The following is a 13,494-nucleotide window of genomic DNA, read 5'->3' on the forward strand; positions in this document are numbered from 1 at the left end:
ATCAACAGGAATAGAGCAGCCGGCACGGAGCACCGTGAAGGTAGCATCGCTTGCACCCTATACCTGGCGTGGCGTTCCAACAAGAGCGGTAGGGTTATGCGTTTACGGGCTCAGATAGCGGAAGTCGAACGCGGAAGGTAGTGCCTTCGTCTTCGGTGGTGGTAAACGTAATAGTGCCGTCTAACTCCTTGATCGTTTTGTAGGCGATGGCCAGCCCTAGACCGGTGCCACTGGTTTTGGTAGAGAAGTTAGGCTGGAAGATCTTCTCATGCATCTCTGGAGGGATGCCCACACCGTTGTCGCGCACAATCACCTCGGCGGTGCCATGCGGGTGGCTCTCATTGGAGGGATGCTGTGCTGTAATCACTCGAATGTCGGGGGCGCGCTCTTCGGGGATGGCCTGCAAGGCGTTCTTGAGCAGATTGATGATCACGCGTCGTAGTTCTTCGCGGTCAGCCTCAACCACTAGAGATTGCGGGTGCCAGGCTGCGGTTACGGAGTCGGGAGGCGCCTCTTCACGCATCAATTCGACGCCCTCGCGAGTGACCTCGTTCAGGTCAAGCGGTTCAAGAACGCGGGTCGGAAGCCGGGCGAATGAGGAAAACTCATTGGCAATGCGCGAGAGTGTGTTGATCTGGTCGATGAGCGTGCTTGTGATGCGCTCGAAGAGATCGGTAAAGGCGGTATCCTGTTCGCTGATGGTAGACTGGTGTCGTTGAAATGCACGCTGCAGGTGCTGAATAGAGAGCTTCATGGGGGTGAGCGGATTTTTGATTTCGTGGGCCACCTGGCGTGCCATTTCACGCCAGGCAAGCTCTCGTTCTTGCTGGGCCAGCTTGCGGCGCTGCTCGGCAAGCTGGTCGCGCATTTCATTGAATGTGTGCACCAATTCTCCAATCTCGTCGCGCGTGTCTACCGGGAGAATGCGTGCAAAACGACCCTCGCCCACAGCTTCGAGTCCTTCGCGCAACTGTCCAATGGGCTTAGCAATGGCGTTGGCCAGTAGCGAAGCGGTGATCATGACCACAATAACCAGCATGAGGAGCGCTCCAAACAGATAGGCAAGGGTGCGCGACTGTTCCTCTTCTAGCTGGTCTTGTTGAGCCAACGTCGGCACAGCGATGACAAAGCGGGTGCGTCCCTGTTCATCAGTCAACGCCTGGTAGCCCACGCGGTAGCTGAACGTCCCGATCGTTGTTTCGGCGGTGGCAAAGCGGCGTCCTTCGGTGTGCAGGGCATGATACACCGAGATGGGCAGCCGCGGCTCAACCAAGCCATCGCGGACCAGGCGGGGCCGGCTTGTGTCGGTGAGCAATCCGTTCTCGTACACATCCAGATCGGTGCCTACGCGGATAGCCAGGGTGTTCATGTCCGTACGTTCCACGGCGCGGAAGATGCGTTCATCGCTCTGTGCTTCCAGGGCGAGCGTTTCTTCAACGCGTGTGAGAGCGTCGCTGAGGCGTCGGTCGGCTGTGCGTTCGGTTTCATCTTTGACGACCTGCACGCCTACAATGCCAACTGCCACAGCGGCGGCCACGCCCACACCTAAAAATGCATTTAGCACTTTATCACGAAACCGAGTGCGGGAGGCCGGAACCAGCCCCATCAGGTAACGCGCCCCAAGGCCAAGCAGATAGAGGAGGCCGCCAATTCCAAAGGCGGCAATTGTCATGCGAAAGAGGTAGTACAGGTGGTCGAATGCCATCAGGGTGGGAAGGCGAACGGCCACCACGGTATTCGCATCGGCATCGACCGTGCGATAGTGCGTGATATGGCTAGGGTGATGGTCGTGGTTGCGGACCCAGAACGACGTTTCGTTCTGCAGCCGCTGAAGCAGGGGAGCTGCAAGCCGACCTTCGCCTACGTGGGGGCCCTGGCTGCGTTGCAGAATGCCGTCCTCGAAAACGGCTAACGAGAGTTCGGCATAGAGGTCGCTGTATGAGCCATCGGGAAGGAGCACACGGGGAATGTTGCCGCTGGTGCCCAGAAGGCCATCACGTGGTTCTACACGTACGAGCACCCAGTGGAGGGGGGAGGGGCCGCCCAGGCGTTGTAAGCCGGCATACTGCACGGCTGCTGTTCCTGGTCGATGACTTGGACGCAGGTCATCGGGGAGTGGCGTTGCAATGGGGTCGGTGCCGCCCTGCATGGTGTAAAGCACTCGCATCCGTTGAAAGATGCGCTCGTCCTCGCTTGTGATGCGCACACGGCGGGGTTGGGCATCGGGGGCCGCATATTGTGCTTGTGGGGTGCCGGTAGAGTCGAAAAGAATGAGCCGCGATTCGTAGGGGCTCATGGAAGTAAGCAGAGAGCTACGCAGTGCATCGGTAGCTACGGCATCCAAGCTATCGGCAAAGACAGGGGCTGTCTCCCAGCGTTGGAGGTCGGTGCTTACGCCTTCAACAATTTGCTGTAAGGCAAACAGAAGGTGCGGGTTGCGTCCCTCGGCAAATGATTGCCCGGCTTCGACCATGCGGCTTTTGCGTTGCTCGTCTAGCCCAACGTATAGCAGGGCATAGACCAGCGTGGCCAGGATGATAAGCGCAGGCAGCAAGCGTTGAAGGGTGAGCTGGTTGAGTCCATAGTGAGGCCACCGCATGCCTTGCCATGCCAAGATGCCGGTTCCTGCAGCAATGACGAACGCAACGACAATGGTGATGAAGCTAGACGGCTCGCCCCAAAACAGCACGGCACCAGCCACCAGGATGGCCCAGGTGAAGAGACCGGCATAGATCGTTCGTGAGGCCGATCGGGGCCATACATGAGCCAGGAGGCGAATGGTAATCCACGAGAAGGCAATGGCCCCCAGCAGCCCTCCAATGGCAAGCAAGGTGAGTCCGCTGAACACGGTCAGCGTAAGCGGTTCGGGAAGGATGCCTGTTCGAGAGAAGAAGTCGATGGTACTATCGAGTACGGTCCGTTCCACAATGTACCCGAGCAGCAACCCGCCTCCCAGAACAATGACAACGTAGCCAGCAATCAGTCCAAGGCTGGCGATCCAAGAGCGTTGATGCGGAGCTATTGAGGTAAATCCGGAAAAGGGGGGGTCCGAAAGCGAGGACGGAAGCCGAAACTTGGTTGCAAGGTGGAAGAGCCCGCCCCCGATGAAAAGAGCTACACATCCCGTAATCAGGAGATCTCCAACCGATTGCATGAGGCCTCGTCCAATTCCCGAAGCCAGGTTGGTGGGGTCAAAAAGAGCACGTCCTACTCCCATACCCTCCAGCCATTGCGCCGGAATGTCGAAATAGATCAACAGATATCGTGCAGCCCCCAGTGCGGCCAAGAGTCCGCCCATGCGTAATGCGGGCGCCACGAGGGTCGACAGGTGTTCGCGATCGGCGTGCTTCCATTTGTTATGATGCCACCATGTGCCGCCCATGAGGAGCCAAATCAGAAGGAACGCTCCTACACCGCTAAGGAGCCGGTCGATGCGTTCTTGCTGTAAGATGAGGCGTTGGCTTACCGAGGGAAGGATAACCTGGACGTGTCCTACGATGCGCTGGTGTAAGTCGTACAGGTACAGCGATACTGCTGAGGGCGATGAGGGGTCGGGTAGGTCATATCCCCACGACACATCAATTGGAAGACGGACGCGGTGCGACCAGTCATCGCTAATACGATACGCTTCCAGGAAGCGGTTTTGCACGGGCGGAGATACGTCAACGAGGCGCATCAGTCGTACAGCCCCTACAACGCGGTCATTGTCACGTACCGGAACCCAGACGACCAGTGCGGTGCGTACGCCATTTTGGGAGACGATGGACACCTGTGTTTCAGAGAGAAAGGCTTCGTGGTCGGGGGCACGGTCAAGTGGCATGCTAAAGCCTGCCCAGGCCAGCAGACGTGGTGTCGGGGAGTAGACCTCGACGGCAGTCCGGTCGTCTAGATTGAGCGTAGCGAGGTAATTGGTGAGTGGCGTAGGACGCACCGGGCCAGAGGCCGTGCGCAAGCCGCGCACGATGGTTGAGTCGGTTGCAAATGTTTGGGCCTGGCGCACCAGGCGCGTGCGTAGGGATTTGTATCGATCAATGATCTGGTTCTGTACGCGCTCGACTTGGTCGCTCGTACGGGCTTCTACACTGGATTCGGTCATGAAGCTGCGCCACCCCCATAGAGCAAGGAGGCATACTACAAGCAGCCCAGTAATAATCCAGTACGTGCGGAAGCGTGCCGAGCGTATGCTCATTCGTAGACGATCCATCCATGAGAGCCTCAAGTACTGTACATGTTAACGACGCTCGGCCTCAACACGCAACTCATGGAGGATCCAATGGGGGGGATCTGAATCAAAACGAACAATTACACGGACGGGGCCGTCGGCTCGTGTGTGCTGGAAGTGCCCCATCACAAAAAAACTATCATCGGCCCATGCAGTACGCTGCACGGCAAACTGTTTGGGCGGATGCTGGCGCAGAAAATTACGCATTACGTAGAAGCCCTGCGAAGCGCTGTAGAACGACCGTGAACCGAGCAGGCTAAGCTCTACACGGTCGGCGGCTGTAGCGAATAGGGCCTCCGGGTCGCCATGTTGAAACGCGGTAGTCACACGGTCTACAGCAGGGGCGGTGTCTACCGAGTCGGGTAATGACGATTGGGCCCAGGACGCAGCGGGTACGAAAAATCCGCTGATTAGGCAGAAAGCGAGTAGGATGCGCAGGGGGCGCGCTATAAGTTGCAACGGCGGGGCAAGCATGAACGGTACCATAGAACCAGGCAGAGCACGACGCGAGAGGGAGGCGACACACGTCACAAACTACAAGGCTCTCCGAACAGCATACGATACAGAGCGCCTCGATTATAGATGGACGCAAGGACCATACCCATCCTACTGCTCCGTTAGATTGGCATCTTTCAAGAGTTCTGTGGGCGGCGTTGATTGCCGTATCTGTGGTAGCATCCTGTTCTTCCCAGAGAAGCTGTCCTATTGATCCACGCGACCCACACCGGTACCTTTGAAGTGGGAGGCACGGCGTTAAACCAGGAGGTATTGCCTATCCGGAGCAAGTGTAAAAGGTGGATGAACGCGTACATACCGTCTTATAAACGATACGGTTTGGCCAAATGGGCGTCTACGCACCTGTACAATATTGCCCCTGCCCTCCACAGCGTTCAGGTGTGATATGACATTAGCTGTTGACCACAGAAAGGGGGCGGATGCGAGCGACTTTTGATGCGAGGCCAGCACCTACCACCGTATCTACCACTTGGCCAACGGCTTCTTTTGTTTGCACACCGCCGTCGTTGTCAGTGAGGGGCAGTTCGGAAGGGACCTCCTGCTCGCTGATGGTGCGCCCTGCGCCATGGCACGCTGAGCCGTAGCTCTTCTTCATGCTATCGCGTGTGGCGAGCATGACGTATGAGGTATCGTTGCGTTCGCCCGGTACAATCACGGGCTGCCCGAGCGCGCGGTATGGAAGCGAAATGCCAGGTGTGCCCGGCCCAAAGGCACGTGCGGCTCCCTTGCGGTGTACGTAGCAGCGCACATGACGGTCTTCGATCTGATGCATCTCCACATGGCCCAGTGTATGAGCTACATCGTACACCGTGCGGAGCCGATCGCCGAGCCCGCCGAGTGCATCATCGGCTGCTTCACGAACGCGGTGGGCCAGCACCTGTCGGTTGGCATACGCGTAGTTGGCAGCAGCGCGCATGGCACCGATGTAGTCTTCGGCCTCAGGGGCGTCTAATGGGACAAATGCGAGATCCGGCGAGGGGGGCGTTGCATCGTACGACGGACCGGCTTCTTGAAACCGTGCGATATAGTCATCACAGACCTGGCGTCCATAGCCACGCGATCCGCAGTGAATGAGCACGGTAAGGCGCCCCTTGCGAAGCCCCATCGTAAGCCCAGCAGCGCGATTGTAGACCTCCTCAACCACGCCCACCTCAATGAAATGGGCTCCACTGCCCAGCGTACCCAGTTGACGTGCACCGGCATCGCGGGCAGCGGCGCTCACCTTGTCGGGCTTTGCCTCATTGAGCCGCCCGCCTTCTTCGGCGCGTACCAAATCATCCTGGCGGGCCATGTCATTACGAAGCGCCCATTGCGCGCCCGATTGGGCCACATGGTCTACTTCACTTTTGTTGAGATGCAGCGATCCTTCGGCGTCATTGCCACAAGGAATCGTATCACAAAGCGCATCGTAAAAGCCGTCGAGGTTGTCTTCAATATCCGAGAGACGGATCGACGACCCGAGCAGCCGCACACCGGTGTTGATGTCGCGCCCCACCGCGGCGGGGGCAATTGCACCCACCGGATACTTCGACACCGCTACAATGCCAACCGGTGCCCCCTTGCCAGGGGATACGTCGGGCATCACAACAAGGTGGCCGACAAGGCCCGGTAGAGAGGCCGTGTCAATAATTTGTTGGACCATGGGGCCGCGTAAAATGCGTTCAAGCAGCGCCTCATTGGCTAAGAATCGCACGGGAACGCGCATGTCAGCATGCGCAGACGCAGGCAATTCCCAGGTGAAGTCGTTGAGTTGCGCTACATCGGAACGATCCATATACACCGGGGGAGGAGCCACTTAGCGTGCAAGTGCACCTAAGCTAGCTCATCTATTTTGTTGTGGGCAAAAATAAACGTAGAGTAGTTTAATCACCGTAACATTTTACGTGTTCCGTTTCGGGTGGCGAACAGGGCGTGCAGCCAAGAAGTATAGAGCATTCACTGTTCGTAAGTTGCTGGTTGCTGATAGACGTGCCTGTGTTTTCGCTTGCTCTTCCCGATCGATTTGCCACGGCGTCGTTTAGCAACTATGTCCCCGCACATCCTACTCAGAAAAAGGGGGCCAACGCCGTGCAAGCGTTCGTCGAATCGGCTCCGTGGAACGTTTCGTGGTCGGATCGTCTGCAGCGCTTGTGGACCTCCGGCCGTGTCCCCCGCGGGTTGTATCTGGTTGGTCCTGTAGGAACGGGGAAAACGCATTTGCTGGCGGCCGCCTATCATGCTTTAGAGCCCGATACCCCGTGCGGATTCGCACATAGCCGCACCTTGTTTCAGCAAACGGCTCCCCCTCAAGAGGTAGCCGCCTTTATTGCACGCCAGTGCACCGTGCTTTGCTTAGACGAAGTGGAGATCGACGATCCGGCCAATGAGGCACGTCTTGTTCATACGCTTCAGGCGCTGAACGATGCCGGCGTCTTTCTGCTCGCCACCAGCAACGTGCGTCCAGAGGCCTTTGAGCGCACAAACGTAGGAGCCAGCCGATTTCCGCAATTTCTACGCAACGCGTTTGGCGATCGGTACACGCTGCATCCCGTGCAGGGCCCCGATCATCGGCGTGAGCATCCCGAGGCCCGGCCGGGCACCATCTGGGTGGGCTCGCCCGAAACGACGCGCCCACGGCTGCAGCAGGCCGTAGCCGACGGATGGTGTCTTTCGTTCGATGCCTTTCGCACACGCAGCCAGACGACAGCGCACGAGCAGCTGGTCGAATCCCTTATCGCGCACAAGAAGCTGGGGCTGTACGACGTCTCCATTCAAGACACCGACGACGCGCTGCGCCTTCTGCGCGTGGTGGATGCGCTGTACACAGCGCCATCTCCTCCCACGCTGTATATGACCTCCTCCACCCCTCCCGATGACTGGTTTGCCCCCGACCAGTTTGCCGGGCTTGCACAGGCCATCGCTGAAAAGTTCACGCGCACTGTGTCGCGGTTGCATGCTATGTGTACCGTAGAGCATGTAACTGAAGCGCCCGTCACCGCAGATGCGGCGCCCTCACGCTAAATCATTGCAGGAATACGCATCCGTTGGTGCGCAAGGCCCTCTCTGACTACGCAGCCTGAACTACTCAGCATGGTCGAGTGGCATCGCTTCGATAATATCGATGGGGGTGCCCCACATGCGCATTGAGGGAGCACCGGGGTTGGCTTCCCCCTCAAAGCGGATTTCCAGCCCTTCGGTTCGAAGCGAATCGGGAAGCGTATCTCCGGGGTCGTACTGCGTGCTATCTCTCGCAATGATGCCCCAGAATCCTCCTTCCATTTCTTTGAATACTACTGTCCCCGTGGTATTCACCACATTATCCGGGTCAGGGCCTTCGTCCTCTCCCGGAGATGGAGCGGCCCCACCCTGCCCATTTGATAGCGGCGGTTCCGAAGCGCTGCATGCAACGCAGAGGCTCCCCACAAGAAGCAGGACAATCCAGAGAGACGGCTTCAGCGTAGTCATCATGGCTCAACTATGTGGGTTTAATCATCGTGAAAACGAAAGCAAGTAACCCTCAATCATTCCAAACAGGTCGTGCAACGCGAAAGAAAACGGAAACGCGTACGGTGCAAGGTGTATGTATCAGTCCAATGTCGTCATCATCAAGCTGTTTTGCACATTATGAATACTCCTGCGGAGGCACAACGTTTGTCGGCCCAAATCAGCGGACGCGTACAGGGTGTCGGCTTCCGATATTTCACCCGCACCACGGCCCAACAGTTGGGCGTTGTGGGCTGGGTACGTAACGAACCCGACGGTACCGTTCGTCTTGAGGCGGAAGGTCGCCAGGAGGCCCTCAATACGTTGCTGGATGCGGTGCATGACGGACCGCCCTCGGCACGCGTTGAAGAGGTTGATGTGACGTGGGACGCTGCCCAAGGAGAGTTCGAGCATTTTGAGGTCGCGTACACATGAGCCGTCCTCCTAAGCGTATTCATGCCGCTCTGCAGTGGGGGGCGCAGCAGCTTGCCAATACCGGCCAGCGCCCCGATCAACAGGCGCGCTGGCTCCTGGCCGAGGTATGCGGCCAGTCCACAACGTCGCTCTTGGTTCAGGGGGATACGACGCTTTCAGAGGCCAACCGAACGGCATTTGCCACACTCATCGCGCGCCGCAGGTCGGGTGAGCCGCTGCAGCATGTGCTGGGTCATACCGAGTTTTACGGACTGCGCTTGGCTGTAAATGATGATGTGCTGGTGCCGCGCCCGGAAACGGAGATCGTTGTCGAGAAAGGGCTACAGCTTATCGCCGGATGCACGACGCCTCGCGTATTCGACGCAGGCACAGGAAGCGGGTGCATCGCTTGTGCCATAAAACACGAGCGTCCGTCGGCGGAGGTGGCGGCGGGCGATGTATCGGAGGCGGCACTCCGCGTGGCACAGCGCAATGCAGCGGCACTGGACCTGCACATCGACTGGATGCACTTCGATATGGCCGCCTATGACGCCAGGGCGAATGCCCCCACCGACCTGGATCTGCTCATCTCAAACCCGCCCTACATCCCCGATAGCGAAGCCGATACGCTCGACCCGGTGGTGCGCAATTACGATCCGCCCGAGGCGCTGTTTGCCGGCGATGATGCGCTGCATTTCTACCGGGCGCTCGCCGATTGGGGACGCCACGCTGTGAAGCCCGGCGGATACCTGCTCGTGGAAACGCACGACGAGGGCGCGACCGCGGTGGCCGAGTTGTTTCGCGCACACGGCTGGACCAATGTGGACTGGGCGCGCGACTTGGCTGACCGGCCCCGCATGGTATGGGGGCAGCCGCCTGCGGAGTCGTCTGCGTGATAATCACTTCCCCAACACCATGATACTCGTCGCGATGCTCCGCGTCGCGACGAAGCGGTGGACGCTCTGCGTCCCAACAGACCGTATCGACCACGGTTATCCCGCTGATGAACCCAAGGGGAATCTTCCAGCTGTCAGGTGTGACAGACCAATAGCGTCTTTATCAATGCACGGCAGAAGAGCGGCCATACACGGCAGCAACTTCGCGGTGCATCACGGCGTGTCGATCGGCGGTTTCTTCGGGGGTGTCAGCATATCCGCCGGAAAGCAAGAGCACAGCAGGCACATCCTGCTGGTGGAGCGTGCGCAGCACGAAGCGGTCGCGCGCATGCAGCCCATCGCGAGTCAGAGCGAGGCGTCCGAATCGGTCGTCCGCCAGCACATCGATACCTGCCAGGTAGAACACGAGATCGGGGCGCGCTACGTCGAGCACGGCGGGCAAATGCGTGGTTAGCGTATCGAGATAGGCGTCGTCTGAGCAGCCATCGGGAAGGGGCACATCGTGGGAGGATGGCGGTTTTTGGAAGGGGTAGTTTTTGGCGCCATGCATCGAGAAGGTGTACACGGTAGGCGTATCCGCAAAAAAGGCCGCATTGCCATTGCCCTGATGCACATCCAGATCGACGATGCAGACGCGGTTTACCCAGCACGCGCGCCGCAACACCTGAATGGCCACAGCCACATCATTCAACACACAGAAGCCCTCTCCATGACCGGGCATCGCGTGGTGCGTCCCGCCGGCTAAGTTGGCCGCTACGCCGTCTTCGAGCGCCATGTAGGCCGCGTTGAGGGTTCCCTGCACAGCCACGCGCGAGCGGTGCACGAGGCGCGGCGACCACGGCAGGCCCATGCGCCGTTCTTCCTTGCGCGAGAGCGTGCCCTCGGCCAGGGCGTTCAGGTAGGACGCGGTATGCACCTGCAGCAGATCCGACCAGTCAGCCTGGCGCGGTGCTACGACATCCTGGGGGGACAGCAGCCCCTCGTTAAGCAGAAGTGCGTGCAATGCAGGAAACTTGCCCATCGGAAACGGATGCCCGTCGGGCAACGGAACGTAGTACGCATCGCAATAGCTGGCGCGCATGCAATCAACTCGAAAACGATGGGAAGACGGCAGGCGGTTTACTCGTCGGCATAGTCGTCGAGGGCCTGCTCTTGGTAGGCGCCGGTACCTACATAGCGAACCAGGAGCAGGAAGTCCTCGCGATCGACCGCGCCGGGTAGCGTGCCGATGTGCTCAGCCTGGTCGTCCATGAAAATGAGCGTTGGAAAGCCGTGCGCCCCAAATGCACTGGCCAGTTCGGGGCCCGTGTACGTTTCTCCCTCAAAGACATGCTCCTCCTCCGGGTCGTCGGCGTTCAAGCGAACCATCACAAAGTGCTCGTGCATGAGTTCTTGCACCTCGGCATCGGCGTAGACCTCTTCTTCAAGCCGCTGACAGTGGGGACACCACGGAGCGTACACATCAATAAAGACGGACTTGCCCTCGGCTTCCGCCGTTGTAAAGGCCTCCTCCATGGAACTTATAGGCATGTCTGCCTCCTGAAAGGTGCCGTCTGGACTCGACTGGGCAAGGGCAGACAGCGGCGTGGCTACAAGCGCGCCCATAACGAAAACCAGAACAAGTGGGGCGATGCGAGACGAAGCCGTATCCATAGGAAAAGTAGAATCAAGGAGAAAAACAGGACCATTACGATAGAACTTGATACGACAAGGTTCCAGAAGCAGTTGCTACGAAGGGACATGCCCTTTCCGTCCGCGCTCAGTGATTTCGACCAGTCCAAGCAGAAACACCGTAAGCACCGCCGCGGGTAGGGTGCCTTCGAGGATGAGTCCGAGATCGGCGCGACGAATGCCGGTGAGGATCGGCTGTCCGTATCCCCCGGCCCCAATCAGCGCTCCCAGCGTGGCCGTGCCCACGTTGATGACCACAGCAATCTTGATTCCGGCAAAGACCGATGCGGCCGCCAGCGGAAGCTCCACGCGACGAAGCATGGCCCACGCCGTCAGACCAAGTGCACGGGCCGACTCAAGCAGCGGCGGGTCGATGTCGCGCAGGCCGGTGTATGTATTCCACACAATGGGGAGCAGGCTGTAGATGACCAGCGCCGTTACCGCGGGCACGTACCCCACGCCCAGCGGCGGCACCATCAGCGCGAGCAGCGCCAGCGACGGCACGGTGTAGGTAAGTCCAACCGCCAGCAGAATCCCAGGTCCTACCCACGCTGTTTTCGCGGCGACGATGCCAAGCGGAATGCTCAGCAGCACGGCCAGCACAAGCGACACCCCGGTGAGGGCCAGATGCTCTTGCGTGCGCGTCCACACGCGATTGGCACGCGTGTCGGAGGTCATCGCGGCGGATGGCGCAATGCCCAGTGCGCGCTCGACAAACGCGGCGGCAACCTCGCGTTCGGGACGATCTTGCACGGCGGCTTCGGCGTTTAGGGCGCGTATGGTGTCAGCAGGAAAACGTCCCTCCAGGGCTTTCAGCGCATCGACTGCCGACGGCGCACGTTCTTGCAGATCGGCGCGATAGAGCAGCACCGCCTGATAGTCGGGAAAGTGGTCTCTGTCATCGTGCAAGACGCGCAGGCCGTAGCGTTCAATTTCAGCGTCGGTCGAGTAGAGGTCTATCACATCGAGCGCTTCGTTGGCGATGGCACGGTACGCCAGATCGTGATCGAGCCCTTGCGGATCGAATGGGAGATCGTACGCCTGTCGCAGCGCGGGCCAGCCGTCGCCGCGATCCATAAACTCGTTGGTGAACCCGACCCGCAGGTCAGGATGCTCGCGCAGGTCCGAGATGCGGGTGATGCCACGCGCTTCGGCGTGCTCCGGACGCATCCCCAGCGCATAGGTGTTGTTGAAGCCGAGCTCGCCGGTCATGCGGATGCCATGGCGGGCCAGCACATCGGGCAGGGTGTCGGGCGTCACGTCGGCATCCGCCAGAATCTCTTCGATGAGTGTGCCGGTGTATTCGGGATACGCATCGATGTCGCCGCGCACGAGTGCCTCCCACAGAAAGCGAGAGCCGCCCAGCTGTTCGCGATGCTGCACCTGCAGGCCGGTATCGTTTAGCGCGTGGGTAGCCACCCAGCCCAGCACCACGCTCTCGGTGAACGCTTTTGAACCCACGGTGAGCGTCGAATCTTGCGCGGCGGCAGGCCCCGCGCTAAGGCAGCACAGGAGCAGGGCAAAGCAGAAGAAGCGAAGCATAGCAGAAAGGCTCTACGTATCGAGTGCGGAGGCGAGCGATCGCTGCGCCTGCACAAAGTCAGACACGAAACGGGATGCGGGATCGTTGAGAAGCGCACGGAAGGGGGCGTGCTGTGCTACGCTGCCCTCTCGTAGCAGCACAATCTGGTCGCCAAAGTAGGCGGCCTCGTGCAGGTTGTGGGTCACGAGCACCACGGTCTTGTTGAGTGTTTGGAAGATGCGCCGCAGGTCGGTCTGCAGGTCGGCACGGATGAGCGGGTCGAGCGCCCCCAGCGGTTCGTCGAGCAGCAGAAGCGGCGGGTCGAGCATGAGCGCACGCATCAGACTCACGCGCTGCCGTTGCCCGCCCGACAGCTGCGGAGGATGCACCGAAAGGCGCTCGGCGGGAAGCTGCACCAGATCCACCAGCGTGCGGATGCGCTCCTCGATGCGGTCGCTCGACCAGCCGAGGTGTCGGGGCAGGAGCGCCACGTTCTCGCGGGCACTCAGATGCGGGAAGAGCCCGCCTTTCTGAATGACGTATCCCATACGGTGACGCAGCGCACGCATGTCGGAGGCGGCAAGGGGCGTATCTTGAACGGAAACCGTGCCCGTATCCGGCTGAATGAGGCCGATGATCAGTCGCAGCAGCGTTGACTTGCCGCATCCGCTGGGTCCGATGAGCACGGTCGTCTTCCCCTCCGTTATGTCGAGCGAGACATCGTCGACGGCACGGGTTGTGTCGAATGTTTTGGTGACGTTGCGGAGTGTGACCATGGGCAGGTGGGAAGC

11 protein-coding genes are annotated in these 13,494 nt (G+C 59.6%); 3 read left to right on the forward strand and 8 right to left on the reverse strand.

Features of this window, described 5'->3' with window-relative positions; genetic code table 11:
- Nucleotides 1–94 precede the first annotated feature (94 nt).
- From ACZ5AL_RS02995 to ACZ5AL_RS03005, 3 genes are all read right to left on the reverse strand, one after another.
- Nucleotides 95–4,204, reverse strand: a complete 4,110-nt coding sequence (locus ACZ5AL_RS02995) for a sensor histidine kinase (protein WP_464512084.1) — start codon at nucleotides 4,202–4,204, stop codon at nucleotides 95–97.
- A gap of 27 nt (nucleotides 4,205–4,231) precedes the next feature.
- Complete coding sequence (locus ACZ5AL_RS03000; RefSeq protein ID WP_464512086.1) at nucleotides 4,232–4,696, reverse strand: DUF4783 domain-containing protein; 465 nt, start codon at nucleotides 4,694–4,696, stop codon at nucleotides 4,232–4,234.
- Nucleotides 4,697–5,129: 433 nt separating this feature from the next.
- Nucleotides 5,130–6,512, reverse strand: coding sequence for an RtcB family protein (locus ACZ5AL_RS03005; protein ID WP_464512087.1), 1,383 nt, complete (start codon nucleotides 6,510–6,512; stop codon nucleotides 5,130–5,132).
- A 200-nt stretch (nucleotides 6,513–6,712) separates the two neighbouring features.
- On the opposite strand from ACZ5AL_RS03005, the gene zapE reads away from it, so the two are divergent.
- Nucleotides 6,713–7,738, forward strand: coding sequence for an AFG1/ZapE family ATPase (gene zapE, locus ACZ5AL_RS03010; protein ID WP_464512088.1), 1,026 nt, complete (start codon nucleotides 6,713–6,715; stop codon nucleotides 7,736–7,738).
- A gap of 60 nt (nucleotides 7,739–7,798) precedes the next feature.
- Here zapE and ACZ5AL_RS03015 read toward each other — a convergent pair whose 3' ends face one another.
- Nucleotides 7,799–8,185, reverse strand: a complete 387-nt coding sequence (locus ACZ5AL_RS03015; RefSeq protein ID WP_464512090.1) for a hypothetical protein — start codon at nucleotides 8,183–8,185, stop codon at nucleotides 7,799–7,801.
- Between the two features lie 156 nt (nucleotides 8,186–8,341).
- Between ACZ5AL_RS03015 and ACZ5AL_RS03020 the strand changes: the two genes are divergently transcribed.
- Nucleotides 8,342–8,635 carry an acylphosphatase gene (locus tag ACZ5AL_RS03020; RefSeq protein WP_464512091.1) on the forward strand — a complete coding sequence of 98 codons (294 nt, stop codon included), beginning with the start codon at nucleotides 8,342–8,344 and terminating at the stop codon, nucleotides 8,633–8,635.
- Nucleotides 8,632–9,510 carry a peptide chain release factor N(5)-glutamine methyltransferase gene (gene prmC / locus ACZ5AL_RS03025; RefSeq protein ID WP_464512092.1) on the forward strand — a complete coding sequence of 293 codons (879 nt, stop codon included), beginning with the start codon at nucleotides 8,632–8,634 and terminating at the stop codon, nucleotides 9,508–9,510. The genes ACZ5AL_RS03020 and prmC overlap by 4 nt, the downstream gene beginning before the upstream one ends.
- Before the next feature lie 163 nt (nucleotides 9,511–9,673).
- Here the strand turns inward: prmC and ACZ5AL_RS03030 are convergent, their stop codons facing one another.
- The 4 genes from ACZ5AL_RS03030 to ACZ5AL_RS03045 all read right to left on the reverse strand — a co-directional run bounded on the left by ACZ5AL_RS03030 (nucleotide 9,674) and on the right by ACZ5AL_RS03045 (nucleotide 13,479).
- Complete coding sequence (locus tag ACZ5AL_RS03030; RefSeq protein ID WP_464512094.1) at nucleotides 9,674–10,591, reverse strand: histone deacetylase family protein; 918 nt, start codon at nucleotides 10,589–10,591, stop codon at nucleotides 9,674–9,676.
- A gap of 38 nt (nucleotides 10,592–10,629) precedes the next feature.
- Complete coding sequence (locus ACZ5AL_RS03035; RefSeq protein ID WP_464512095.1) at nucleotides 10,630–11,163, reverse strand: thioredoxin family protein; 534 nt, start codon at nucleotides 11,161–11,163, stop codon at nucleotides 10,630–10,632.
- 75 nt (nucleotides 11,164–11,238) lie between these two features.
- Nucleotides 11,239–12,723 (reverse strand): ABC transporter permease/substrate-binding protein, encoded by a 1,485-nt coding sequence (locus tag ACZ5AL_RS03040; RefSeq protein WP_464512096.1) that lies wholly within the window; start codon nucleotides 12,721–12,723, stop codon nucleotides 11,239–11,241.
- 12 nt (nucleotides 12,724–12,735) lie between these two features.
- Nucleotides 12,736–13,479, reverse strand: a complete 744-nt coding sequence (locus tag ACZ5AL_RS03045; RefSeq protein ID WP_464512098.1) for an ATP-binding cassette domain-containing protein — start codon at nucleotides 13,477–13,479, stop codon at nucleotides 12,736–12,738.
- Nucleotides 13,480–13,494 lie beyond the last annotated feature (15 nt).

The sequence above is a fragment of the Natronotalea proteinilytica genome (genome assembly GCF_055379935.1).